The organism is Allomuricauda sp. ARW1Y1, from assembly GCF_013407935.1.
Classification (GTDB): domain Bacteria; phylum Bacteroidota; class Bacteroidia; order Flavobacteriales; family Flavobacteriaceae; genus Flagellimonas.
This window is the reverse complement of the sequence record NZ_JACBZU010000001.1, coordinates 903838-924539: the sequence shown is the minus strand read 5'-3', so window position 1 is coordinate 924539 and position 20702 is coordinate 903838. Positions and strand designations below refer to the sequence as shown.

The 20702-nt window shown below is 44.0% G+C and carries 20 protein-coding genes and 1 tRNA gene; 4 read left to right on the top strand and 17 right to left on the bottom strand.

Annotated elements, in window-relative coordinates; all coding sequences use genetic code 11:
• Positions 1–40 precede the first annotated feature (40 nt).
• The 8 genes from GGE08_RS04235 to GGE08_RS04200 form a co-directional block, all read right to left on the bottom strand.
• Positions 41–523: a biopolymer transporter ExbD gene (locus GGE08_RS04235; protein ID WP_179383634.1), complete on the bottom strand. Its 483-nt coding sequence runs from the start codon at positions 521–523 to the stop codon at positions 41–43.
• A gap of 12 nt (positions 524–535) precedes the next feature.
• Positions 536–1141: a biopolymer transporter ExbD gene (locus GGE08_RS04230; RefSeq protein WP_179383633.1), complete on the bottom strand. Its 606-nt coding sequence runs from the start codon at positions 1139–1141 to the stop codon at positions 536–538.
• A gap of 11 nt (positions 1142–1152) precedes the next feature.
• Positions 1153–1590, bottom strand: coding sequence for a hypothetical protein (locus GGE08_RS04225; RefSeq protein ID WP_179383632.1), 438 nt, complete (start codon positions 1588–1590; stop codon positions 1153–1155).
• Between the two features lie 26 nt (positions 1591–1616).
• Positions 1617–2345 carry a MotA/TolQ/ExbB proton channel family protein gene (locus GGE08_RS04220; RefSeq protein WP_127142235.1) on the bottom strand — a complete coding sequence of 243 codons (729 nt, stop codon included), beginning with the start codon at positions 2343–2345 and terminating at the stop codon, positions 1617–1619.
• Between the two features lie 78 nt (positions 2346–2423).
• Positions 2424–2511 (bottom strand) — tRNA-Ser (locus GGE08_RS04215).
• Between the two features lie 66 nt (positions 2512–2577).
• A complete protein-coding gene (locus GGE08_RS04210) occupies positions 2578–3609 on the bottom strand; it encodes an asparaginase (protein WP_179383631.1) in 1032 nt (343 codons plus the stop codon).
• Positions 3610–3612: 3 nt separating this feature from the next.
• Positions 3613–4380, bottom strand: a complete 768-nt coding sequence (locus tag GGE08_RS04205; protein WP_179383630.1) for a TatD family hydrolase — start codon at positions 4378–4380, stop codon at positions 3613–3615.
• A gap of 40 nt (positions 4381–4420) precedes the next feature.
• A complete protein-coding gene (locus GGE08_RS04200; RefSeq protein ID WP_179383629.1) occupies positions 4421–5035 on the bottom strand; it encodes a hypothetical protein in 615 nt (204 codons plus the stop codon).
• A gap of 101 nt (positions 5036–5136) precedes the next feature.
• Here GGE08_RS04200 and GGE08_RS04195 point away from each other — a divergent pair, with 101 nt between their 5' ends.
• On the top strand, positions 5137–5577 hold the full coding sequence (locus GGE08_RS04195; RefSeq protein WP_179383628.1) for a retropepsin-like aspartic protease: 441 nt from the start codon (positions 5137–5139) through the stop codon (positions 5575–5577).
• Positions 5578–5777: 200 nt separating this feature from the next.
• On the opposite strand, the gene odhB is transcribed toward GGE08_RS04195, so the two are convergent.
• Both odhB and GGE08_RS04185 read right to left on the bottom strand, forming a co-directional pair.
• Positions 5778–6983 carry a 2-oxoglutarate dehydrogenase complex dihydrolipoyllysine-residue succinyltransferase gene (odhB, locus tag GGE08_RS04190; protein ID WP_179383627.1) on the bottom strand — a complete coding sequence of 402 codons (1206 nt, stop codon included), beginning with the start codon at positions 6981–6983 and terminating at the stop codon, positions 5778–5780.
• A 23-nt stretch (positions 6984–7006) separates the two neighbouring features.
• Positions 7007–9808, bottom strand: a complete 2802-nt coding sequence (locus GGE08_RS04185) for a 2-oxoglutarate dehydrogenase E1 component (protein WP_179383626.1) — start codon at positions 9806–9808, stop codon at positions 7007–7009.
• Positions 9809–10016: 208 nt separating this feature from the next.
• On the opposite strand from GGE08_RS04185, the gene GGE08_RS04180 reads away from it, so the two are divergent.
• Positions 10017–11117: an acyltransferase family protein gene (locus GGE08_RS04180; RefSeq protein ID WP_179383625.1), complete on the top strand. Its 1101-nt coding sequence runs from the start codon at positions 10017–10019 to the stop codon at positions 11115–11117.
• A gap of 7 nt (positions 11118–11124) precedes the next feature.
• Here the strand turns inward: GGE08_RS04180 and GGE08_RS04175 are convergent, their stop codons facing one another.
• Genes GGE08_RS04175 through GGE08_RS04165 form a run of 3 tightly spaced genes read right to left on the bottom strand, consistent with a single transcriptional unit; the run spans position 11125 to position 13697 of the window.
• Positions 11125–11481: a hypothetical protein gene (locus GGE08_RS04175; RefSeq protein WP_179383624.1), complete on the bottom strand. Its 357-nt coding sequence runs from the start codon at positions 11479–11481 to the stop codon at positions 11125–11127.
• Between the two features lie 36 nt (positions 11482–11517).
• Positions 11518–12540: a UDP-glucose 4-epimerase GalE gene (galE, locus tag GGE08_RS04170; protein WP_179383623.1), complete on the bottom strand. Its 1023-nt coding sequence runs from the start codon at positions 12538–12540 to the stop codon at positions 11518–11520.
• Between the two features lie 2 nt (positions 12541–12542).
• Positions 12543–13697, bottom strand: a complete 1155-nt coding sequence (locus tag GGE08_RS04165) for a DegT/DnrJ/EryC1/StrS aminotransferase family protein (protein WP_179383622.1) — start codon at positions 13695–13697, stop codon at positions 12543–12545.
• 88 nt (positions 13698–13785) lie between these two features.
• Here GGE08_RS04165 and GGE08_RS04160 point away from each other — a divergent pair, with 88 nt between their 5' ends.
• On the top strand, positions 13786–15021 hold the full coding sequence (locus GGE08_RS04160; protein WP_179383621.1) for a 3-deoxy-D-manno-octulosonic acid transferase: 1236 nt from the start codon (positions 13786–13788) through the stop codon (positions 15019–15021).
• Between the two features lie 32 nt (positions 15022–15053).
• Positions 15054–16445: a sugar porter family MFS transporter gene (locus tag GGE08_RS04155; RefSeq protein ID WP_179383620.1), complete on the top strand. Its 1392-nt coding sequence runs from the start codon at positions 15054–15056 to the stop codon at positions 16443–16445.
• A 251-nt stretch (positions 16446–16696) separates the two neighbouring features.
• Here GGE08_RS04155 and GGE08_RS04150 read toward each other — a convergent pair whose 3' ends face one another.
• From GGE08_RS04150 to pckA, 4 genes are all read right to left on the bottom strand, one after another.
• Positions 16697–17323, bottom strand: coding sequence for a hypothetical protein (locus GGE08_RS04150; RefSeq protein WP_179383619.1), 627 nt, complete (start codon positions 17321–17323; stop codon positions 16697–16699).
• Between the two features lie 44 nt (positions 17324–17367).
• Positions 17368–17667 (bottom strand): HPF/RaiA family ribosome-associated protein, encoded by a 300-nt coding sequence (locus tag GGE08_RS04145; protein WP_179383618.1) that lies wholly within the window; start codon positions 17665–17667, stop codon positions 17368–17370.
• Between the two features lie 76 nt (positions 17668–17743).
• On the bottom strand, positions 17744–19066 hold the full coding sequence (locus tag GGE08_RS04140; protein ID WP_179383617.1) for an ATP-dependent 6-phosphofructokinase: 1323 nt from the start codon (positions 19064–19066) through the stop codon (positions 17744–17746).
• A 12-nt stretch (positions 19067–19078) separates the two neighbouring features.
• Positions 19079–20695, bottom strand: coding sequence for a phosphoenolpyruvate carboxykinase (ATP) (pckA, locus tag GGE08_RS04135; RefSeq protein ID WP_179383616.1), 1617 nt, complete (start codon positions 20693–20695; stop codon positions 19079–19081).
• Positions 20696–20702: the final 7 nt, after the last annotated feature.

Genomic DNA, 20702 nt, shown 5'->3' with positions numbered 1-20702 from the left:
TAAAAATTTGGAGCGTTTCCCACTAAATCTAAGCTATTGCCTACTGTAGATTGTTAAAAGCATCTCCCTCGTAAGTGGTATAATTCACTTTCAAGGCATTCACTTTTCTCAATTCTTGCTTAATATCGGTAATAAGGCCCATATTGGCTTCCTTATCCACTTTCAAAGCGGTAGTCAATACATTTTGAAGTTCTTGCGGTTTTTTTGCACGTTCTGCCAAGATAAATGAACCTACTTCGTCCACATTGGCAAACTTATCGTTCAATTGAATTTTTGGCTCTGAACCAAAAACCTTTTGATATTCTTGCGTAGGTGTTCCTACGTAAATGTAAATAACGCGATCCTTCTTCTCCAACTTCTTGATTTCAGAAGCATTGGGAAGAGTGTTGGCAACCATTAGAGAACTATCTTTCATTGTGGTTACTGTCATAAAGAAGAACAGTAGCATGAAAACGATATCTGGCAACGAGGCTGTTGATACCGCTGGCAAATCGCCATCCTTCTTTTTATTAAACTTGGCCATATTAAATAGTTATTAATTGGTTGTGGTTTCTGCCTCTGAAAGCTTTTGTGGGAACATATCCTGGATACGTTTCACTTTGTCTTTCAAGTCATCTCTAACGCTCGATGGGGTTTCAGGATCCAAATAATCCGCTTCCATATCGGTAAAATCCTTACCGTACAAACGCTGAGCTTCACGGTTACGCAAGTCGTTGTAAGCACCAACCAATTCATTTTGAACGGTGATGTAGGTGCTATACTTGGTCTCCCTGTCGTTCTTCAACGAGATAATGGCTTTTGTCGGGTTATCTGATGAGGAAGGGTCCTTTTTACCCTTGCAATAAGAGCAGGTTCCGTCTGCACCGTTCTCCAAGAAAGCGGTGGCGGCCTTTCTAAGGTCCTTCATTTCCATCAAATTATCCTCGACCAAAAGCTGTCCATTCTTGTTGATGTTCACAGTAAAAATGTTCTTCTGCTTAATTACAACATCTTGATCTGGCGGCTCTATCGGCGGCAACATCCTGTCCAATCCTGCATCTGTTTCAATGGTGGTGGTCACCAAGAAAAAGATAAGCAAGAGGAACGCGATATCCGCCATGGAGCCGGCATTTACTTCCGGTGCTCCTTTTCTTCTAGGCATAATTCAACTTTTTACTTTACAAACATTCTTTTCAAACCTGGTACTACCATTAGAACTACCGCGATTGCGGTAAGGATGAAGAAAACGTTCAATCCCATTCCAATGTTTTTCACAGTTCCTTCCGTAGTCTCAACGCCTCTTTCGGACATTGCTTCGACCACAGCCATATTATCAGATGAAAGCCCGTATGATACGGCCACTACGATGGCCAATCCACCGATGGCGAAAAGGGCCTTCTTTAAACTTCCTTTAGTAGAGAACAATTTTGCAAACCCGAAGACTACCGTAGTGATTACGGCAATGGCCAACAGGATGTACATAATTACGAACATAAAGTTCATGGCTCCACTGTTGATGGCGCTTGGATCATCGGCAGAAGGAAGGGAGAACCAAAGTACGGCAGCTACCAATCCAATGACGATGAGCAATATTTTAACTATTTTATTCATGATTCTCGATAGTTTTTAATTCGTAATTACTTCTTGTGGGCAGCCAACATGTCGATCAAAGCGATGGAGCTGTCTTCCATGTCATTTACGATACTATCGATTTTAGCAATAATATAGTTGTAGAAAATCTGAAGGATAATCGCAGTGATCAAACCGAATACGGTTGTCAACAACGCCACCTGGATATCTCCTGCAATCAAGGAAGCACTCAAGTTACCAACAGCTGCAATTTTCTGGAAGGCCTGGATCATACCGATTACCGTACCCATGAACCCAAGCATGGGAGCAATGGCGATAAACAGGGACAACCAAGATACGTTTTTCTCCAACTGGCCCATTTGTACACCTCCGTAGGAAACAACCGCTTTCTCAGCAGATTCCAATCCTTCGTCAGCTCTATCCAAACCTTGGTAGTAGATAGACGCAACAGGTCCTTTAGTGTTTCTACATACTTCTTTGGCTGCTTCTACACCTCCTGAAGCCAAAGCATCCTCAACTTGTTGCTTCAATTTGGTGGAATTGGTAGTGGCCAAATTCAAATAGATGATTCTTTCGATGGCAACTGCCAATCCCAAGATCAAACATAGCAATACGATTCCCATGAAGGCAGGTCCCCCTTGGATAAATTGCTCTTTCAATACCTGGGTGAAACCTTTGCTGGCTTCAGCTTCTTCTTGCAACATTGCTGCAGACGCAGTTGTAGTTCCCATCACAAACATTCCGGCAGCAGCCAGAGTAAAGGATATTTTTTTCATTTTACTTAAACTTAAATTTAGTTAGTTAATAATGTTAAAGATATAAAAATTTTATAATAGAAAAACTAAAATACCTTGCAGAGAGGAAGGGATTCGAACCCTCGATACACTTTTGGTGTATACACACTTTCCAGGCGTGCGCCTTCGACCACTCGGCCACCTCTCTATTGTTTCATTTAGGGCGACCAATAAACAAAAAAATAATCAGTTATAGAAATTTGGAGCGTTAATTTTACACCATTTCGCCACGTAGCGGCGTCTCAAAAATTGTCTTGAACAATTTGTCGGGAACCCCCGTCCCCAATAGGTACATCGCTTTTGTAACAGCTGCTTCGGTTGTAATATCCTTGCCATTAACCAGTTGCATCTCCTTGAGCTTTTCGCTCGTTTCATAGTGTCCCATAAAAACACTTCCTCCTGAGCATTGTGTGACGTTTATGATATGCAATCCATTTTCTACCGATTTTTTGATGGCTTCCAAAAACCAATCGTCCATGGGCGCGTTCCCTGCTCCATAGGTTTCCAAAATCAACGCCTTTAAATCTGGAATGTTCAGTACTGCATGGAGCACATTTTGGTTGATTCCGGGAAAAAGTTTGAGTATTGCCACCCGATTGTCCATTTTTTTGTGGACTTGGAGCGACTTGTTTTTTGTCACTTTTTTGATCAGATAATTATGGTGCACCTTTAAATGCACACCAGATTCCACCAAAGGTGGATAATTCAAGGAGTCAAAAGCCTCGAAGTGTTCCGCATTGATCTTGGTGGTGCGATTGCCCCTGTAGAGCTTGTACTCAAAATACAGTCCAACTTCCTGCAGCACGGGCTTCCCTTTTTTCTGAAGCGCGGCAATTTCGATGGAGGTAATCAGGTTTTCCTTGGCATCGGTACGCAAATCCCCGATGGGCAATTGCGACCCTGTAAAGATAACAGGCTTCTCCAAGTTCTCCAGCATAAAGCTTAATGCCGACGCAGAATAGCTCATGGTATCGCTGCCATGGAGCACCACAAAACCATCGTTATCATCATAATGCTCCTCTATAATGGATGCAATTACGGCCCAGTAATGCGGATTCATGTTGGAAGAATCAATAGGATCGTCAAAAGGGACGCCACGAAGATTGCAATCCAATTGCTTCAACTCTGGAATATTCTTCACCAGCTCCTCAAAATTGAACGCCTTTAAGGCTCCGGTTTTATAATCCTTCACCATACCGATGGTACCTCCGGTATAGATGAGCAATATGTTGGTCCTTTTTTTCATAAATCAGATTCCGAATAGCTCTTTTGAGTTTGCTGTGGTGATTTCTGCGATGTCTTCTTCCGGCATGCCATAAATGGATGATAGTTTTTCCAATACCTTAACCACATAGGCACTTTCATTACGTTTGCCGCGATAGGGGACCGGCGCCAAATAGGGTGCATCCGTTTCCAAAACGATGTGTTTAAGGTCAATTTCATTCAAAAACTGGTCGATTTTACCATTTTTAAAGGTGACCACCCCCCCAATACCCAACTTCATATTGTAGGAAAGGGCACGATGTGCTTGCTCCAAGGTTCCCGTAAAACAATGGAAAATCCCGAAAAGCCCCTCCCCTTTTTCCTGTTCCAATACCTCGAATACCTCATCAAAGGCGTCACGACAATGAATTACAATGGGCAATTGATGTTTCTTCGCCAACCGAATCTGATAGGCAAAAGCATCTTGCTGTTCCTTCAATAAGGTTTTGTCCCAATACAGGTCCACCCCTATTTCGCCCACGGCGTAGAATTTTTTCTTGGACAACCACTCTTCCACGTGGGACAACTCGTCCTTATAATTTTCCTTGACATGCGTCGGGTGCAGCCCCATCATCAAAAACACATTATCGGGATAATTGGTTTCCAAATCCAACATGGATTGTGTATAGGTGGAATCAATGGCGGGAACAAAAAACCGTTTCACTCCGGCATCCAAGGCCCGTTGCATCATTTCATCTCTGTCCTCATCAAAAGCTTCGCTGTATAAATGGGTGTGGGTGTCGGTGATGATCATAAGTAATTGTTATGTCATTCCCGCGAAGGCGGGAATCCATTTAGTTATTTTCTTGCTGATTATTGAAATCTCTGCTGTTCTTATAAAAGGCTATTGCCTTTCGAAACTTGACAGCTCCCTCTTTGGTTTGGTCATAAATAAATCCGTTCAGCCCTGGATGATTCTTCTCAATCCAAGACACTAGTTTTTCCCTTTTATCCACCCACAGGGAATCATTAAAATCAACATACTCGATAACATCAATTTGATAGATGCCTCCGTCTTTGATTTGCATGATTTCGTTGGTGACAAAGGGCTTTTCATGCAAAAAATTAATTCTTTCACATTCCTTTGAAACTTTCAAATGAAGCTCTCCCCCTGCCTTTTTCACGTTCAAAATTCTATATGTTGGTGCAAAAACAGAATCCCACTGGAACAAAGAGCGATACTCTTCCCTACTAAAGGTTCGGATATAATCCATTTCATTAAAACGAATACTGTCAACAAAAAGCCCGACCAGCTTATCGTAATCCGATGCATTCAACGCATCTATATAGTCATCGGCAATTTCAATCGAGTCAATTTCCTGATGGTGTTTCCATTTACAAGACACAAAGATCATCATGGCCAAAATGAAAATAAGACTGGTAACCTTACTGAAATGAGATTTACACATAACACAAAAATAGGCTTATCTTAGACGTCCCAAAACTTTGTTTCTAAATTATACCGTAGATGCTTCGACCGCGCTCAGCATGACATCCTTAAATGAACAATATGGCATCCCTCAAAAAACTCCTCAAATCCAAAGACTACCTTAAAATACCTTTGGTATTGACCGAAACCAACCACTTTGAACTAGTGGCCAGCATTAATGGTGTAAAGGGTAGGTTCATCTTGGATACGGGAGCCTCCAACACCTGCGTAGGCATGGACAAAATCGAGTTTTTTGAAATGCTATCGGAAGCAACCGATATTAAGGCTGCCGGAGCGGGCGCCGCGGAAATGGAAACCTTGATTTCCAATAAAAACAAAATCCAAATCGGCGACTGGAAAAAGAAAAAACAGAAAGTGGTTCTTTTTGACCTTACCCATGTCAACCAAGCCTTGGTCAACCACAATGCCTTGCCGGTTGATGGCATTATTGGCGCCGACCTCCTGAATAAGGGAAAAGCGGTGATTGACTACCATAAAAAATGCCTCTACTTAAAAAAGTAAAGGCATCTTCCTATTTTGACTTTAAAATTTATGAAGCAAACCGTCAGTTCGAGTTTTTTCCTTAAGGAAAAAGTATCGAGAACATGGTTTTCTGCATACACTTATCCATTCTCGATACATTTTTTTAATGTCATACATTAAAAAATCACTCGAATTGACACACGTCTAAATTGTTAGACTGCGCTCGAGATGACATTCACTTATAATTCCAACGCTTTTTTAACATCGCCGTCCATCAGCAATTCTTCTGGACTTTCCAATGCTTCTTTCACAGCCACCAAGAATCCAACGGACTCTTTACCATCAATGATTCTGTGATCATAAGAAAGCGCTACGTACATTACTGGAGCAATGGCAATGGCACCATCTCGAACAATGGCACGTTCCACAATGTTGTGCATACCCAAAATTCCGCTTTGTGGCGGGTTAATGATCGGGGTGGACAACATGGAACCGAACACACCTCCGTTGGTAATGGTAAAGGTGCCTCCGGTCATTTCATCCACGGTAATTTCTCCTTCCCTAGCACGGATGGCCAATCGCTTTACTTCGGATTCGATTCCTCTGAAGGTCAAGTTCTCCGCATTTCGGATAACGGGAACCATCAACCCTTTAGGTCCTGATACTGCAATACTGATATCGCAGAACTCGTAAGTGATCATTTCCTTGCCATCGATCATGGAGTTAACGGCGGGATACATTTGAAGGGCGCGGATCACGGCCTTGGTGAAGAAGGACATAAATCCTAGACTCACCCCATGCTTTTCCTTGAACTCTTCCTTGTATTGGCTACGCAACTCGAAAATCGCAGACATATCCACTTCGTTGAAGGTGGTCAACATCGCTGTTTCGTTCTTGGCGGATACCAATCGCTCAGCCACCTTTCGGCGCAACATGGAAAGTTTGGATCGGCTCTCACCACGGTTACCTCCGGTGGGCGTACCCATGGATGGCTTTGCCTTCACGGCATCGTCCTTGGTGATACGGCCATCTTTTCCGGTACCGGAAACGGATGAAGGTTCAATACCTTTTTCATCCAATATTTTTTTGGCTGCTGGGGATGGTGTCCCAGAAGCGTAGGTTTCCTTTTTGGGTTCCTCTTTCTTGGGCGCCTCCTTTTTAGGCTCTTCTTTTTTATCGAAAGCATCTGATGAACCTTCAGGCTTTTTGGCACTGGTATCGATAAGGCATACTACTTCGCCAACGGCTACGGCGTCACCTACTTCGGCCTTAAGGGTAATAATTCCGCTCTCCTCTGCAGGAAGCTCCAATGTTGCCTTGTCCGAGTCCACCTCGGCTATGGCCTGGTCCTTCTCCACATAGTCTCCATCCTCTACCAACCACTCGGCGATCTCTACCTCTGTAATGGATTCCCCTGGTGAGGGAACTTTCATTTCTAAAACCATTCTATTATCGTTTATACGTGATATTATCTTATTTGCATATTGTCCTTGCTCTTATCAAAAACGTAGTCCAGCACTTCGGCATGACGTCTTTTGGAGCGTACGGCACTACCTGCGGCAGGAGCACCATAAAATCTTCGGGAAGCCACCCTAAATTGTTTGGCCTCGTCCAAATGCATCAACATATGGCTCCAAGCTCCCATGTTACGAGGCTCTTCTTGAGCCCAAACAATGTCGTCCGCATTCTTGTATTTTTTGATAATGCTTCGCATTTCTTTGGCCGGTAACGGGAACAATTGTTCCAAACGAACCAAGGCTACATCTTCCTCGCGGCCAAGCTCCTCTCTTTTCTCCAACAGATCGTAGTAGAACTTACCGGTACAGAATACCAATGTCTTCACTTTGCTGGCCTTAACATCTGCATCATCGATTACCATTTGGAAACTTCCGTTGGCCATCTCCTCTTTTGTCGAGACCACTTTGGGATGCCTCAACAAACTCTTTGGCGTAAATACGACCAATGGTTTACGGAAGTTGGCCTTCATTTGTCTGCGGAAGAGATGGAACAAGTTGGCCGGGGTGGTCACATCGGCCACGAACATATTGTCCTTGGCACATAATTGCAGGTATCTTTCCATACGTGCTGATGAATGCTCTGCCCCTTGGCCTTCATATCCGTGGGGCAAGAGAAGTACCAATCCATTTTGCAATTTCCATTTGTCTTCTGCGGATGACAAATATTGATCTATTATGATTTGGGCGCCGTTACTGAAATCCCCAAACTGTGCTTCCCAAATGGTCAATGTTTTTGGGCTTGCCATGGCATAACCATAATCAAATCCCATCACCGCATATTCCGAAAGCAATGAATTAAAGATATGGAACTTCCCGTTTTGGTTCTCCCCCATCTCATTCAACAACACCACTTCTTCTTCGTGCATTTCGGTTTTGATGACCGCATGCCTGTGCGAAAAGGTTCCCCTTTCCACATCTTGCCCCGTCATACGAACATCATAACCTTCCTCGATCAGGGATCCATAGGCCAATAACTCACCCATGGCCCAATCCAGCTTGTTGTCCTCAAAATACATTTGATGACGGCCTTCCACCAATCGCTCCAATTTCCTCAAGAATTTTTTATCCTCCGGAAGTTTGGTGATGCTCCTGGCAATTTCGTCCATTTTTTTAAGATCGTACGTGGTATCCATTGGTTTCAGCATCACCTCTTCGGTAACCTGCTCAAAACCTTCCCATTCATCCTGCATGAAAGGGGTTATTCTCGTCTTTTCGATTTTACGGGAATCCATAAGATTCTCCTCCAAATCGTTCTTGTATTTTTCCTCGAGTTCTTTTACGTAGTTCTCGTCGATAATGCCTTCGGCAATCAACTTCTCCGCGTAAATATCCCTTGGATTTTTGTGCTTGGATATAGATTTGTACAACAGGGGCTGCGTAAACTTGGGTTCGTCACCCTCGTTGTGACCATATTTACGGTAACCCAGTAGATCCAAGAAAATATCGCGTTTGTAACGCATCCTATATTCCAAGGCAAAGGTAGTGGCATGCACCACGGCCTCTGCATCGTCAGCATTAACGTGAAGTACTGGGGAAAGGGTCACTTTGCCCACATCCGTACAGTACGTTGATGATCTTGCATCCAAATAGTTGGTGGTAAATCCAATTTGGTTGTTCACCACAATATGGATGGTACCCCCGGTAGTGTATCCCTCCAAACGGGCCATCTGTATCACTTCGTACACCACACCCTGACCTGCAAAGGCGGCGTCTCCATGAATCAATATAGGGAGCACCTCGGAAATATTGTCGCCATGGTCTCTATCTTGTTTGGCCCTAGCGATACCTTCAACTATGGAGTTGACGGTTTCCAAGTGGGACGGGTTCGGAGCAATGTTCATATTGACCATTTTGCCGGAGTCCGTCTCGCGCTTGGATGTCCATCCCAAGTGATATTTCACATCACCATCGAAGATGGTTTCCTCGTAATCCTTACCATCAAACTCGCTGAAAATATCTTTAGGCGATTTTCCGAAGATATTGGTAAGTACATTCAAACGTCCACGGTGGGCCATCCCCACTACAAACTGTTTTACGCCTTGGTCCGCAGCCTTTTCAATGATTACGTCCAAAGCAGGAATCAAAGATTCACCCCCTTCAAGCGAAAAACGCTTTTGTCCTACATATTTGGTATGCAAGAAACTTTCGAAGGATACAGCCTCGTTCAATTTCCGTAGAATATTCTTCTTTTCCTCTGGGGTATAATCGGGATGGTTATCGTTCTTATTGAGCCAATCCTGAATCCACTGGATACGCTCCGGGGTCCGGATGTACATGTACTCCACCCCAATGGCGTCACAGTAAATACTCTCCAAGTGACGGATGATCTCTTTTAAGGATGCTGGTCCTATACCCAGGATTTTACCGGCATCAAAAACGGTATCCAAATCTTCTTGGGTAAGGCCAAAGTTGTCGATATCCAAGGTAGGCTCGTACTTGCGTCTTTCTCTAACGGGGTTCGTCTTGGTAAAGAGGTGCCCTCGGGAACGGTACCCATCAATCAGGCGGATGACCTGGAACTCCTTTTGCAGGGTTTCCGGCATTTCCACCTTTCTTCCATTGGTGAGCACGACCATGCCACTCTTGTCCGAGTCGATGCCCAAATCCTCCAAGGAACCTTCCAAACCGAAATCAAAACCCTGAAAAAAAGCCCTCCAACTGGGCTCTACGTTATCTGGATTCGTTAGGTATTTATCGTATTGCTCCGCAAAGAATGATGTGTGCGCAGCGTTTAAAAATGAATATTTGTCCATTCTTTCTGTTTCTCCAAAACTTTATGGAAAATTTTGTCAAAAATACGGGTTTTAGCGTTCATATGCTTGCAATGCCCATAAATTCTTCTTCAAATTTACAACTATATCACAGAATAAACAGGATAGCACTAAAAATGAAATTTTTAACTGAAATTAACAGGGGAAACTAAAAATAATTTAACTTCGAGGGCCAACTAATCAAACCAATATGTCCTTATTCAAAAACCGATACCTCTCCTTGGATGTCTTTAGGGGATTGGATGTCGCCTTGATGATCATTGTAAATTCTCCCGGAAACTATTCCACGACCTTTTCGCCATTATTGCACGCCGAATGGAACGGTTTTACATTGACCGACCTGGTTTTCCCCACCTTTTTGTTCGTAGTGGGCAATTCCATGAGCTTTAGCATGAAGAAGTACGAAAGCATGGGTCAATCGGCAGTGTTCAAAAAAATATTGAAGCGAACGGCCATTATCTTTTTGTTGGGCTTTTTAATGTACTGGTACCCATTTTTTGACGACGGACAGCTAAAGCCTTTTTCCGAAACACGAATTTTTGGAGTTTTACAGCGAATCGCACTCTGCTACATGTTCGCCTCGATCATTCTTCACTTTGTGAAGACCAAAACCGCCATTTGGCTCAGCGTAGCCTTTTTGGTGGGCTATCATTTGATCTTGATAGGCTTTGGGGATCTTACCTTGACCGGAAATGCCGTGCTTCAACTGGACCAATGGTTGATCGGTACCGACCATATGTATAAAGGTGAAGGCATCCCTTTTGACCCTGAAGGATTGTTGAGCACCCTGCCCGCCATCGTCAACGTGATTATTGGGTATTTGGCCGGACGATTTATCCAAAACAATGGCCAAAACTTCGAAACCGTTGCTAAATTGATGATGGTCGGTTTTGCATTGGTGTTTGCAGGCCTGGCCTGGGACCTTCTATTGCCCATTAATAAAAAGCTATGGACAAGTTCCTTTGTGTTGCTCACCTGCGGTATTGATCTTTTTGTCATCGCCATTCTCATCTATTTCCTCGATATGAAAAAAATGAAGGGGTGGAGTTATTTTTTCGAGGTTTTTGGCAAAAATACCTTGTTCATTTACCTTTTATCGGAACTGTTCATCATCACCTTGTTCGCCATTGATATGAACGGGCAATCGCTGTACAGTTGGATAGCCGATACCGTTTTTATCTCTTGGTCGGGCGGCTATGTGGGCTCGTTCCTATTTGCGCTATGGGTGATGCTCACCTGTTGGCTGGTAGGGTATATTATGGACAAGAAAGGCATTTATGTAAAAGTCTGACCTTTGGTCAGCCGCTATATTTGGCCTTGTACCAAACTTTTTGCCATTCCCGTTTCAACAACAAGAAGGATACTTCCGCCGAAATGTCGACCACATCGGCGGGAGCTATTTGTTTGACTTCTTTTTCTGAAATATCCACTACATACAACAAGTTCAGGTATTCCGGGAACTTTTCTACCATCAGAAAATAGACTTTCTCATGAATGGTACTTTTGAGCTCTTCCGGAGTGATGTCCAAAGGAATATTGATGGGCACATTGGCCAATTCAAAATCCTTTTTGAGCTGATGCAGCAATTTGTGATAGAGTTGCTCTTGCTGGACCGCTTCCAGCAACTCCAGACTGTTTGTAAAGTTGGATAGCATACCCTATTTACGATAAAAAAGGCGATTCAGGACGACTTAGGTGGCATTTCTTACCTTTTTCTCCCATTCCCAGGCCGATTTCATGGCATCGTCCAAACTGGACTCCGCTTTCCACCCCAATACTTGGTTGGCCTTGGTGGTATCGGCATACGCCTGAATGACATCCCCTGGACGTCTGCCCACGATTTTGTAGTTCAACTTTTCCCCTGAAACACGCTCAAAGCTCTGTATTACCTCCAAAACAGAACTGCCTTTTCCGGTACCTAGATTGAAGACCTCGTAGTTGCTTTCGTTCTTGTTTTCCAACAATCGTTGAAGAGCAGCAACGTGCGCTTTTGCCAAATCCACTACGTGAATGTAATCCCGAATACAAGTACCATCTTCGGTGGGGTAGTCATCCCCGAATACAGAAAGCTCTTTGCGCAAACCTATTCCCGTTTGGGTAATGAAAGGAACCAAATTTTGGGGCACTCCGATGGGCAATTCACCCAATTTAACCGAAGGGTGCGCACCAATGGGATTAAAATAGCGGAGGGCAATCGCTTTGAGTTCTGGTGTTACCTTGCACACATCACGAATGATCTCTTCGCCTACCTGTTTGGTGTTTCCGTATGGGGATTCCGCTGGTTTAACCGGGGCGGATTCGGTAATCGGCATTTGGTCCGCTTGGCCATAAACGGTACAAGAGCTACTAAAAATAAAATTGGCTTCGCCTTTTTTCTTCAGCTCTTGAAGGATGTAGACCAACACCCCAAGATTGTTCTCGTAATACAACAATGGGTTTTCCACGCTTTCCCCTACCGCTTTGGATGCCGCAAAATGAATTACCCCTGCAATGTCGCTATGCTTTTTGAAAAAATCTTGGACCTTTGCTTTTTCCCGAAGGTCAAATTCTTCAAAAATGGGTGTTTTCCCGGTGATTGCGGTTATGCCGTCCAAAACATCCTTGGAAGAGTTGGAAAGATTGTCCACAATGACCACTTCATGGCCTTCATTCTGTAGTTCCACTGCGGTATGGGAACCAATAAAGCCCAAACCACCGGTTACAAGTATTTTCATGTTTATGTATTTACAAAGTCAATGACCAAATTGGTGATGTAATCAATTTGCTCATCATCCAACTCCGTATGCATGGGTAGCGAAATCACCTCGTTCACCAACTGATTGGTCACAGGGAAATCATCTTCATTGTATCGTTCATTGGCATAAGCCTTTTGCTTGTGCAACGGTACTGGATAATATACACCACAAGGAACGTCGTTATCGTTTAAATGTTGCACAAGACCGTCCCGTTTTCCGTTCAAAATACGAAGCGTATACTGATGGAACACATGACAGTCGCAAAGACTTTTCCCAATTTCGCAGTCACAGGGTATGCGCGGTGGCACAATATGCTCTTGTCCACGGAACGCCTTGGTATATTTTGATGCTGCCTCCCAGCGCTTTTGGTTGTAATAATCCAATTTCGGGAGCTTGGCGCGCAATACCGCAGCCTGAATGGAGTCCAAACGTGAATTGACACCGACCACATCGTGATAATATCTTTTGTACATCCCGTGGTTTACAATTCCACGAATGGTATGTGCCAAATCATCATCATTGGTAAAAATGGCACCCCCGTCCCCATAACAGCCCAAGTTCTTTGATGGAAAAAAAGAAGTGGCTCCTATATGACCTATGGTTCCTGCTTTCTGTTTGGAACCATCCTTGGAGAAATAAGACCCACCTATGGCCTGTGCGTTATCTTCAATAACGTATAGGTCATGCTTTTTAGCCAGTTCCATAATGGCATCCATATCGGCACACTGCCCAAACAGATGTACGGGAACAATGGCCTTTGTTTTCGGTGTAATGGCCCTTTCAATGGCTTCAACATCAATATTAAAGGTATCTTGACGCACGTCCACCAAAACAGGCGTCAATTGCAATAAACCTATTACCTCCACAGTTGCAGCGAAAGTAAAATCAGCGGTAATCACCTCATCGCCAGGTTTCAAACCGAGTCCCATCATGCAAATTTGGAGGGCGTCGGTTCCGTTGGCGCACGGAATCACATGCTTTACCCCTAAATAATCCTGCAATTCGTTTTGGAACGCTTGCACATGCGGTCCATTTATAAATGCGGAGGAATCCAAGATTTCCGCTATGGCTTCGTTGACCTCGGTTTTTATACCTTCATACTGACCTTTGAGGTCAACCATTTGAATTTTTTTCATCCGAATAAATTAATGCTTCAAAATTAAGAAATTAAGATGCCATAATGGCCTCTGACCGAAAGAATGTATTTTAGCAAAAAAGAAGCCTTTGCATTTTATCTACCATATTCTTTTAAACATTGTCAGGTTTGCCCTACATGTGGTCGCACTCTTTAATGCCAAGATCAAATTGTTCGTCCAGGGCCGGAAACAGACTTTTTGCATTTTGGAGGACAAATTGAACCCTACGGACAAAACCATTTGGATGCATGTGGCTTCCTTGGGTGAATTTGAACAGGGACTACCTATTTTGGAGCGTTTACGCGCCCCATATCCGAATCATAAATTGGTACTCAGCTTCTTCTCGCCTTCCGGTTATGAGGTTAAAAAGAATACCACAGCAGCCGATGTGGTGGTGTATCTGCCTATGGACAGTCTATCGAACGCTAAACGATTTTTAAAGCTCGTTCATCCCGAACTGGCCATTTTTGTGAAGTATGAGGTTTGGCCCAATTATCTCCATCAGTTAAAAAAGAGCAACACCCCTACGATTTTGATATCGGCCATTTTTTCCAAGAGGCAGATCTATTTCAAGCCGTATGGAGGATTTATGCGGAAAAGCCTTCAAAAATTCGATGCCTATTTTGTACAGGACGATGACTCCAAAAAACTATTGGACTCCATTGGCATTACAAAGGTGCAAGTGGGAGGCGATACCCGTCTGGACCGTGTTTCCGAAATTCTGGAACGCAACAACTGTTTGGATTTTATGGACCGTTTCAAGAACAATCAACTGTGTTTGGTCGCGGGAAGCACTTGGCCAGAGGACGAGTCCATTCTTATCGATTACATCAACCGTACTGAAGAACGCTTGAAATTTGTCATCGCCCCCCACCAAATTAAACCGGCACATGTTGCTAAAATTACCGCTGCACTCCAAAAACCTTCCATCTGTTATTCGGCCTTGGGTGACCAAAACCTAAAGGAAATCGATGTAATGATCATTGACACCATTGGGTTATTGACCAAAATCTACAGTTATGCCAATATCGCCTATGTGGGCGGTGGCTTTGCCACAGGATTGCACAATACCATGGAGCCAGCAGTTTTTGGGGTGCCCATCATCATTGGGCCACAATTTGAAGGTTTTAAGGAAGCAGAAGACTTGGTCCGTGAGGGGGGAATCGTCCCGGTATCCAGCAAAGACAGTTTTTCAAATCTGATGAACGATTTCCTTACTCATCCGACCACGCTACAAAACAAGGGGAAAATCAATTCGGATTACATCAACTCCAACAAGGGGGCATCGGATTTGATCATGAAATACATTTCCAAGGTTTTGTAAAATTTGGTTAGCTTTAGCAAAATTCAACCTACATGGACAAGCGTATTTTCAGAATTTCGTTGACAGCGGCCCTAGCGGGCTTTTTGTTTGGTTTCGACACCGTTGTCATTTCCGGTGCCAACCAGCCCATAAAGGAAATTTGGCAGACCAACTGGTTCTTGGGCGATTCCATTTTTACGTTCCACGGTATTTTTATCATGTCCATGGCCCTTTGGGGAACCGTATTGGGCTCGCTTTTTGGCGGAATCCCTACCGATAGGTTGGGACGCAAGAAAACCTTGTTCTGGATTGGGATATTGTACTTTGCGTCGGCAGTGGGCTCTGCCTTTGCGCCTGAACCTTACAGTTTTTCCCTGTTCCGGTTTATTGGTGGTATTGGCGTGGGGGCATCCTCCGTGGCAGCCCCAGTCTATATTTCAGAGATTTCAACAGCGCAGACCCGGGGCCGGTTGACGGCTATGTACCAGTTCAATATTGTTTTTGGTATCCTGATCGCATTTATTTCCAACTATCTCATCGGAATTATTTTTGATGAAAGCATTGCTTGGCGCTGGATGTTGGGGATTGAAGGGCTCCCTGCCTTAATCTACACCCTAATGGTCTTCAAAATACCGAACAGCCCCAGATGGTTGCTCATGAAGAATCGTGCCGATGCCATTGTGATGGAATCCATCACCCTGCTGGGCATTGCCAAGGATAGGGCATCCATCCATTTGGAAGAAATCAAAATTGCTTTGGTGGAGACCACCGAAAAACAACGGGACAGTTTGTTTTCAGGAAAATATAACAAACCACTCATGCTTGCCTTCTTGATCGCCTTTTTCAATCAACTGTCCGGCATCAATTTTGTGCTGTACTACGCTCCGGAAATTTTGGAACGGGCAGGTCTTGCTTCGGGCGAATCACTCTTTAGTTCCATTTCCATTGGGGTCATCAATCTGATATTCACCTTCGTGGGCATTTCCCTAATCGATAAACTGGGGCGCAAGCAATTAATGTATATTGGTTCCATCGGATATATCATCAGCTTGGCCATGGTAGGCTGGTGCTTTTATTCGGGCGCAAGTTCGGTATTGCTGCTTACCTTCATTTTAATTTTTATTGCTTCCCATGCCGTGGGGCAAGGCGCTGTGATATGGGTGTTCATTTCCGAGATATTCCCCAATAAGGTGCGATCCTACGGGCAGTCTTGGGGAACGGGCACTCATTGGGTATTTGCCGCTCTCATCACCCTGCTCACACCCACCTTTCTCGATGCTGAAATTGGTATTTTCAAGGACAACCCTTGGCCCATTTTTATCTTCTTTGCCGGTATGATGGTGCTCCAATTGTTATGGGTCATTTTTATGATGCCAGAAACCAAGGGCATCAGCCTTGAGGAACTCGGCAAATTGCTCAGCCGCAAAAACGAACGCTCCAAATAATTGGTTTACAGCACATGCCATAAATACACCCGTTAGTCGAATAGTACACGGAAGCATAGAGGGAATGCGCAAATAATTCCTTAAATTGAAAGAAATTACACTATTATGCCAGATGAAATTAGCTTTGGAAACAAACTTATGGTCGGTTTTTTGCGGATCATGGTCTTCATATTGATTGTGATTCTGATCGCAATTCCGGTTTTGATTATTTTGGACTTTTTAGGGGTTCTAGAGGCCCTTGGCATGTCGTCCTAAAAAATCACATCCACCTCTCCCATTGATTTGGTCACCAATTTGATATAGGAATCAATGGCCTTATTGATGTTGTGGGGTTCGGTGACATTTACCTCTCCTCTCCAGATCAGTTCAATCTCTTTTCCTATACAGATACAATAGAGCGAGGTTTCTGCGTGATAGATATTAAAGGTATCGTAGTACTCAGGATCGTAATATATATTTTGATGCTCTAGATAATCCGTGCTGAACCGCATGAACAACTTGTCCACATCATTAAGATGTTCTTTAAACGTCCTTCTGTTTTCGGTACCCACAAGTTTGGTAAAAAGGATGGCATCGAACCCTTTATCCAGCAGCTGTTCCTCTACCTGGGCCAATTCCTGCTCAGATCGTTCGGCAGATGTAAATTCCACATCAAAAAGATCGATGCTGCGAACGGCATCCACACCTTGACTTTTGAGCGCTTCGGCAAATTTGGTCTCAAATTCCACCCGAGTGGCATCTTCCTGTGTCATTCCGACCACCAACACCTGATAGGCATCAAAGATCACTGTATCTGGATTCTTCCATGTACCCACCAATCTGGTGGAAGAGCATCCCATGAGGAGCAGAAGACTTATGCCGATTAATGTCGCTTTCATTGTTTAGGGTTAAAGGTTCGTTCGCAGCAAGGACCTAATTATTGTCAGTGCGTACTAAAAGTAGCCTGTCTTTTCTCCAATTGCCTCTTAAGGTCGTCTATGGTTTTGGACATGGACTTCTCAAAATCGTCGGTATTGGACTTTGCAAAAATTCGTGGACCAGGGGCACTCAATTCTATTTCACAGATTTTGCCCTCTCCGGTTTTATCGTTTTCCGTTTTGAACAACACATTGGCCTTGATCAACCAACTATATTTTTGCTCCAGCCCCTCTAACTTTTTCATTAATATTTGGGTTAGCGAATCGCTGGTCATCATCTTTTGATATTGAACATGTACTTCCATGATTATTGTTTTGATTATGGTCAAATCTATGACCCTTTCATTTTAAATTTAATGACAATTGTCAGTTTCAATCCGATTATTGCCCCAACGAAAATGGCTGTCCCGTACTTTGCAGCACAGAGAACCAAAACTCTCCTTCCAAGTCGATTTTTTTACGCTTTTTGGTCACTTCCGTAATAGGAATGTACACGTATCGGTTATTGATCTTGCTGGCCACGAACTTGGTTTTGCCTGCCATGGCTCCATGCACGGCGTGATAAGCCAATCGGCTGCAGTAAACACTATCACTGGAGTTCGCCGGAGCACATCTCACAATATAGCTAGGATCAATGTACTTGATCGTCACCGGACATTTCTCCTTAAAATAGGCCGCGATTTTTTCCTTTAGGAAAACCCCAATGTCCTGGTGCTGGATATTCCCCGAAGCATCCTTTACTTCTTCCTTTTTAGTGAACAATTGTTGCCCGGCCCCTTCGGCCACCACAATTACGGCATGCTTTTTATGCTTCAACCGTTCTTCGAGGATGTTCAAAAAACCATGTTCCCCTTCCAAGACAAAATCCATCTCGGGAATCAGTACAAAATTGACCACGGGCATGGCCAGTGCTGCCGAAGCAGCTATAAATCCACTATCCCTTCCCATTAATTTAATGATGGAAATTCCATTGAAAGCGCCCGTAGCCTCGTTGTGGGCATCTCGCAAAATGGGACTGGCCACATCAAAAGCCGTCTCAAATCCGAAAGACTCATCAATGAGGTCGATATCGTTATCGATGGTCTTTGGAATACCGACCACACTTATTTTTCCGTTCCGTTTCGCAATTTCCTCTCCAATGGCGTTCACCCCTTTTAAGGTTCCATCGCCACCAATGGCAAATAGCATGTCCACTTGATTGTTTTCTAAGGTATCCACCATTACCGAAACATCCTGTGCACCGCGTGAAGATCCCAAAAAGGTACCTCCAAACTGATGGATATCCTTTACTTTATCCGGTGTCAGCTCCACTAGCTCATGGCCTTTATCTGGATTCAACCCTTCGTAACCATATGGAATACCGATAATTTTCTTGACCCCATAGAAATAATGTAGTGCCATCACCAAGCCTCGGATCACATTGTTGATGCCCGGGCACAAGCCACCGCAGGTGACTATGGCCGCCGTCGTGTTTTGGGCATCAAAAAAGAGGTCCTGTCGTGGACCGGCTTTTTCCAGACAGACTGGTTCCTCCTTATTCGCAAGGCATTGATTGAAATAGGAAATCGACGGATCGAATATCAACCGATCCGCGTCGCTCACGAAATTAAAGATGTTGTCGCCCTTAACGGTACTCAATTGTAGGGGCGAACTGTACTTGGACGCCCCTAGGCTTTCTATGTGGAATCTATTTGTATCGGTCACTTGTAATTTATCTTAAAGATGTTCTGTCAAACTATGGTGCGAATCGATCAGTGGTCCCCCGTTCATAATTTCTTCGGAAGCTTGACTTGCAAACTTATCAAAGTTGATATGGAACGAATGCGCCAACTGGATTGCCTTGCTCACATAGGCTCCTTTTTGAAGCCAGGTATTCATGGGGTCCAATATTTCCGTTGGAACCCCAGGGCAATACTTTGGCATATGCAGACCAAAAATGGGATGGGTATCATAATCCACATCTTCCAATTTACCTTCCAAGATCGCGGAAATCATTGCCCGCGTATATTTCAATTTGATCCTGGATCCCACTCCGTAGGGTCCGCCGCTCCACCCGGTATTGATCAACCAAACATTTGCACCGGAAGCTTTCATTTTTTCACTCAACATTTCGGCATATACCGCTGGGTGCAAAGGCATAAATGGCTCCCCAAAACAGGCAGAGAACGATGGCACGGGCTCGGTAATCCCTGCTTCCGTTCCCGCCACCTTGGCCGTATAGCCAGAAATGAAATGGTACGCTGCTTGACCTGGGGTCAATTTAGCGACAGGTGGCAAAACGCCAAAGGCATCACAAGTTAAGAAAAAGATATTTTTGGGGTTAGAAGCATAAGATGGCTCCTGAATGTTGTCGATATGATAGATGGGATAGCTTACCCTCGTGTTTTGGGTAATGGTACTATCAAAATAATCCACCTCTTTGGTCCCTTCTTTGAACACTATGTTTTCCAAGAGTGCCCCTGGGCGTATGGCCCTGTAAATATCGGGTTCCTTTTCTTCCGTCAGGTCAATCACCTTCGCATAGCAGCCCCCTTCAAAATTGAATATAGTGTCCTCCTTGGTCCACCCATGCTCATCGTCCCCGATAAGTTTTCTCTCAGGGTCAGCGGACAAAGTTGTTTTTCCGGTACCGGAAAGCCCAAAGAAAATTGCGGTATCTCCTGCTTCACCAACGTTGGCCGAGCAGTGCATTGGCAAAACGTCCTTTTCGGTAGGAAGAATAAGGTTAAGGGCGGAAAAAATACCTTTTTTCATCTCTCCGGTATAGGCAGAACCCGCGACCAAGGCTATTTTTTTGGTAAAGTTGAGGATAGAGAAGTTTCCGCTCAAAATCCCATATTGGGCCGGATTTTCAGCCTCATAACCGGGAGCGCACAACACCAACCACTCTTCTTCAAAGTTTTCCAATTCGCTGTCGTCCAATCGCAAAAACATGTTTTTGATGAAGTAGTTGGACCATGGATATTCCGTAATGGTTCTTACGTTCATCTTATATTTGGGATCGGCGCATACCGCAGCATCTCGGACAAAAACTTCCTTTCCGCTGAGATAGTTGACCACCTCATCATATAATTTATCAAAGTTTTCGGGTGAAACGGCCTTATTGATTCTGCCCCACCATACCTTATCCTTGGTGTAATCGTCCTTCACCAAAAAACGGTCTTTTGGAGAACGTCCGGTAAATTTACCGGTATTGATGCTAAGGGTACCATTTTCGGTTTCAACACCCATTCCTTTTTCAACAGTTATTCGCTGTAATGTTTCTGCGTCCAGATTCCATTGCGCCTGGACATTTTTTAATCCGTACTTACCAAGATCTTTGTTTGTGCTCATATCTTTC

What these genes read in the sequence shown, in the direction of transcription:
- GGE08_RS04235 (WP_179383634.1), bottom strand. Translation starts at nt 523, where the DNA reads ATGGCCAAGTTTAATAAAAAGAAGGATGGCGATTTGCCAGCGGTATCA.
- GGE08_RS04230 (WP_179383633.1), bottom strand. Translation starts at nt 1,141, where the DNA reads ATGCCTAGAAGAAAAGGAGCACCGGAAGTAAATGCCGGCTCCATGGCG.
- GGE08_RS04225 (WP_179383632.1), bottom strand. Translation starts at nt 1,590, where the DNA reads ATGAATAAAATAGTTAAAATATTGCTCATCGTCATTGGATTGGTAGCT.
- GGE08_RS04220 (WP_127142235.1), bottom strand. Translation starts at nt 2,345, where the DNA reads ATGAAAAAAATATCCTTTACTCTGGCTGCTGCCGGAATGTTTGTGATG.
- GGE08_RS04210 (WP_179383631.1), bottom strand. Translation starts at nt 3,609, where the DNA reads ATGAAAAAAAGGACCAACATATTGCTCATCTATACCGGAGGTACCATC.
- GGE08_RS04205 (WP_179383630.1), bottom strand. Translation starts at nt 4,380, where the DNA reads ATGATCATCACCGACACCCACACCCATTTATACAGCGAAGCTTTTGAT.
- GGE08_RS04200 (WP_179383629.1), bottom strand. Translation starts at nt 5,035, where the DNA reads ATGTGTAAATCTCATTTCAGTAAGGTTACCAGTCTTATTTTCATTTTG.
- GGE08_RS04195 (WP_179383628.1), top strand. Translation starts at nt 5,137, where the DNA reads ATGGCATCCCTCAAAAAACTCCTCAAATCCAAAGACTACCTTAAAATA.
- odhB (WP_179383627.1), bottom strand. Translation starts at nt 6,983, where the DNA reads ATGGTTTTAGAAATGAAAGTTCCCTCACCAGGGGAATCCATTACAGAG.
- GGE08_RS04185 (WP_179383626.1), bottom strand. Translation starts at nt 9,808, where the DNA reads ATGGACAAATATTCATTTTTAAACGCTGCGCACACATCATTCTTTGCG.
- GGE08_RS04180 (WP_179383625.1), top strand. Translation starts at nt 10,017, where the DNA reads ATGTCCTTATTCAAAAACCGATACCTCTCCTTGGATGTCTTTAGGGGA.
- GGE08_RS04175 (WP_179383624.1), bottom strand. Translation starts at nt 11,481, where the DNA reads ATGCTATCCAACTTTACAAACAGTCTGGAGTTGCTGGAAGCGGTCCAG.
- galE (WP_179383623.1), bottom strand. Translation starts at nt 12,540, where the DNA reads ATGAAAATACTTGTAACCGGTGGTTTGGGCTTTATTGGTTCCCATACC.
- GGE08_RS04165 (WP_179383622.1), bottom strand. Translation starts at nt 13,697, where the DNA reads ATGAAAAAAATTCAAATGGTTGACCTCAAAGGTCAGTATGAAGGTATA.
- GGE08_RS04155 (WP_179383620.1), top strand. Translation starts at nt 15,054, where the DNA reads ATGGACAAGCGTATTTTCAGAATTTCGTTGACAGCGGCCCTAGCGGGC.
- GGE08_RS04150 (WP_179383619.1), bottom strand. Translation starts at nt 17,323, where the DNA reads ATGAAAGCGACATTAATCGGCATAAGTCTTCTGCTCCTCATGGGATGC.
- GGE08_RS04145 (WP_179383618.1), bottom strand. Translation starts at nt 17,667, where the DNA reads ATGGAAGTACATGTTCAATATCAAAAGATGATGACCAGCGATTCGCTA.
- pckA (WP_179383616.1), bottom strand. Translation starts at nt 20,695, where the DNA reads ATGAGCACAAACAAAGATCTTGGTAAGTACGGATTAAAAAATGTCCAG.